The sequence below is a fragment of the Parasynechococcus sp. genome (assembly GCF_042954245.1).
In the GTDB taxonomy this organism is placed as follows: Bacteria; Cyanobacteriota; Cyanobacteriia; order PCC-6307; family Cyanobiaceae; genus Parasynechococcus.
Genome location: NZ_JBGKDP010000205.1, coordinates 1 through 3,480 on the forward strand (window position 1 = coordinate 1; position 3,480 = coordinate 3,480).

At 65.1% G+C, this 3,480-nt stretch carries 4 protein-coding genes and 1 pseudogene; 1 reads left to right on the forward strand and 4 read right to left on the reverse strand.

Annotated features, from left to right (window positions below; translation table 11 throughout):
* A partial coding sequence (gene cbiE, locus ACGVJ8_RS09260; protein ID WP_392347469.1) for a precorrin-6y C5,15-methyltransferase (decarboxylating) subunit CbiE occupies nt 1-1,207 on the forward strand: 1,207 nt, incomplete at its 5' end.
* Between the two features lie 7 nt (nt 1,208-1,214).
* Here the strand turns inward: cbiE and ACGVJ8_RS09265 are convergent.
* The 4 genes and pseudogenes from ACGVJ8_RS09265 to ACGVJ8_RS09280 form a co-directional block, all read right to left on the reverse strand.
* On the reverse strand, nt 1,215-1,658 hold the full coding sequence (locus tag ACGVJ8_RS09265; protein ID WP_392347471.1) for a DUF192 domain-containing protein: 444 nt from the start codon (nt 1,656-1,658) through the stop codon (nt 1,215-1,217).
* Nucleotides 1,659-1,664: 6 nt separating this feature from the next.
* The gene (locus tag ACGVJ8_RS09270; RefSeq protein ID WP_392347473.1) at nt 1,665-2,342 is read right to left on the reverse strand and encodes a winged helix-turn-helix domain-containing protein; all 678 of its coding nucleotides are present in this window, start codon (nt 2,340-2,342) and stop codon (nt 1,665-1,667) included.
* Nucleotides 2,339-3,247, reverse strand: coding sequence for an NAD(+) kinase (locus ACGVJ8_RS09275; RefSeq protein WP_392347475.1), 909 nt, complete (start codon nt 3,245-3,247; stop codon nt 2,339-2,341). The genes ACGVJ8_RS09270 and ACGVJ8_RS09275 overlap by 4 nt, the downstream gene beginning before the upstream one ends.
* Nucleotides 3,248-3,326: 79 nt before the next feature.
* Nucleotides 3,327-3,480, reverse strand: a pseudogene (locus tag ACGVJ8_RS09280) (phenylalanine--tRNA ligase subunit alpha); the annotation flags it as partial.

Sequence of the window (3,480 nt, forward strand, 5' to 3'; positions counted from 1 at the left end):
ACAGCAGACGTTGCTGCGGGCGGCCGCTGTGATTGCAGCACCGCAGCGGTTGCAAGCTGCTCTGCAGGACTGGCTGGGAGACGCCCTGCCTGAGCTGATCAGTAGCGATGACCCGCGGGCTCTGGTGGATATCCTGCAATCAAGAGCTGCTGATCAACCTGTGGTGGTGCTGGCCAGCGGCGATCCGCTCTGGTTCGGCCTGGGGCGCATCCTTTGCGATCGCATCGGGGCAGAGCGGCTGCGGTTTCATCCCGCCCCCACATCGCTGCAGCTGGCTTTCGCTCGCATCGGGCGCCCCGGGCTGGACGCCGACTGGTTAAGCCTGCATGGACGAGACCCCGAAATCCTGGCCAGCGCCTTGCAGAAGCGACCGTCGGCCCTGGCGGTGCTCACAAACCCGAACCAGGGGGGCGCCAGCAGCGTGCGGCGGATGTTGCGCAGCAGCGGCCTGGAGGCCAGCACGGACCTATGGCTCTGCGAAAACCTTGGGCACCCCGAAGAGCGGGTGCAGCAGATCACCCCCGGCACCGCATTGCCAGCAGACCTGCATCCGCTGCTGATTGCGCTGCTGATAGCCCGGGACCCCGCCGCACCGGATCCCCATGAGCTGCCGTTGTTCGGGCTTGATGACGGGCTCTACCTGCAGCACAGCGATCACCCCGGACTGATGACCAAGCGGGAGGTGCGCATCCAACTTCTGGCCGAACTCGCTTTGCCACCGCAGGGCGTGCTCTGGGATCTGGGGGCCGGCACCGGCAGCGTCGGTCTGGAGGCCCTGCGCATGCGCCCAGGGCTGCAACTGCTGGCGGTGGAACGCCGCGCCGGTGGCGCGCAACTGATCCAACGCAATGCGCAACGGCTCGGTGTAAGCCCCGCAGCGGTGCTGGAGGCTGACGCCACCGCGGTGCTGAACGGCGGGCTCCCGAGCCAGCTCAGCCAGCCCGACCGGGTTCTGCTCGGAGGCGGTGGCGCCCAACGGGAGCGCTTGCTTCAGGCCGTGCTGACCCGGCTGCTGCCTGGTGGCGTTGTCGTGATTCCCTTGGCCGGCCTTGAAGCCTTGGCCAGCGTTCGGCCGCTGCTCGAGAACGCTGGGTTGGCGGTTGGCGTGCAGCAACTGCAGGCCTGGCGGGGACAACCGCTGGGGGATGGCACCCGCCTAGCTCCGATGAACCCTACGTTGATCGTGACGGGAACGAAGTCGGTTTAAGCCGACTTCACTGCGAAGGCTTGAGCGGGGCAATCCGAACCGGATCCCCGATGCCAATTCCCAGCCGCTGCGCCTCACCGGCACCGATCTCAATCACTGCATCAACATAATCAGCCCGTCCATTGCCATCCACATCGACGGCATGGGAGCGACAGGGCAGCGCAGCGCAGGTGGGAACGGCAGGCACCAGATCGAGCACCCGCCCATCGCGCACAAAGATCATGTCCAGAGGCGCAAGGGTGTTGAACATCCAGAAGCGCTGCGGCTGGGGGGTGGAGAAGGGAAACCACATCCCGCGCAAGGGCGGCAGAGCCGGCCTTTGCATCAAGCCCAGCCGCTGCTGCTCCGGACTGCGGGCCACCTCGAGATCAATACAACGCTGCTGATCCACGCACCAGCGGGCCCCAATCGGCAGCCACTGCGGTAGCGGCTCAGGAGGCAGAGCATCCATGGCCGCTCAAGCCTCCGGCAACACCTGGCCGAGGCAATACCCCCGGCCGCGCACGGTGTGCAGCAGACGTCGCTCACCGCCGGCCTCCAGCTTCTGACGCACGTAACGCACGTACACCTCAAGGACATTGCTGCTGGAACGCTCCCCCTGCCACACCTCTTGAAGCAACAGCTCGCGGCTCAACACCTGGCCCCGCCGCCGCAACAGCACCTGCAACAGCATGAATTCCCGAGGCGTCAAACCTACCACACGATCTCCCCGACGCACTGTTCGGGTGGCGGGATCAATACTGAGATCATCGAGCTGAAGCAGCGCCGGTCGCTGACCCGACCGCTGTTGAATCGTGCGGTGCAGGCGCAGACGCAGCAACAGATCGCTGGGCCCGATCTCCGAAAGCCAGAAATCGTCGGCGCCGGTTCCAAGGCAGGCGGCACGGGCCTCAACGCTGTCGCGTTCCAGGTCCAACAGGATCGGCATGGCCCCGAAACGGCTACGCAGGTCTTGAATCAATGCGGCCTGATCGGCCGCCAACACAGCAGCAACAGGGGATTCACCCGGTTCAGGGGCATGGGCCGAGGGCCCGGTACTGAGCCAATCGAGGGTGGCGTAACCCGATGCAGCCAGACGGGGTGCCAGTGAGACCGCCGAAGGACCTGCCAACAGCAACAGGGGATCAGCGTTCATTCCCGCTCGGGCTTGGCTATGTGGGGCAGGCCCCAACCCAATTTGTTGCGCAGCACCTGGAAAAACTCATGGTCAGCAAGACGCACAAAGCGCACGGGGTGATCGCTGCGACGGATCAACACTCGATCTTCGGGCCAGACGTAGCAACCAGCACTGCCGTCCACCACCATCATCAGCCGCTCCGGCGTGGCCGGAAAAATCGTGACGGGTTCACGGTCGCTGAACACCAGGGCACGGGAGGCCAGGGAATGGGGCGCGATCGGGGTGAGTTGCAGCACCGGACAATCCGGCGTGATCACCGGCCCGCCGGAGCTGAGGGCATAGGCCGTCGAACCCGTCGGCGTGGAGAGGATCACGCCATCGGCGGCGATATCCACCGGGGCGTGGCGGCCGATGGCGATCTCGAAGTGACACATGCTGGTTAGCGGCTCACGGTGCAGTGCCATTTCGTTGAGGGACAGCGCCTCCCAGCGGCGCTGATCGCCCCGCATCACACTCACCACGAGGTTGCTGCGTTCCTCAATCGTCCATTGCTGAGTGAGCACCACATCGAGGGCCCGGTCCAGATCATCGAGATAGGCCTCAGCCAGGAATCCCAGATGGCCGGTGTTGATCGTGAGAATCGGAATCCCCACAGGGGCGGTCTGCCGCGCGGCGGAGAGCACCGTGCCGTCACCCCCCAGCACGATGGCCAACACCATCGATTGATCGAAGCCCTTGGGCACACAGGCGCTGTAACCACGCAACCGCAGGTACTGATCAGGGTTGGCAAAGCCCACCATGCCCCCGGAGCTGCTGGCCCGCTCCACGGCATGGCCGACTGCCTCCAGGCGCTGCTGAATCGTGTCCGCTGTCTGCACTGCCAGCGATTTGCCGTCATTGCCGATCCGTCCGATCCGGGGCACTGATCCACGACGGGTAGAGGTCCGCCCAGCCTATGGGACGCGCGAAAACTGAACGCCGCTTGGTAACGAAGGTTCCTGATCAGAACTGCTCGAGGAAGCGCAGATCGCTGGTGTAAAGCCGCCGGATGTCATCAATGCCATGGCGCACCATGCAGAAGCGCTCCACCCCAAGGCCCGCGGCGAAACCGCTGTAGCGATCGGGATCGAGGCCCAGCCCTTCCAGCACGGCGAGA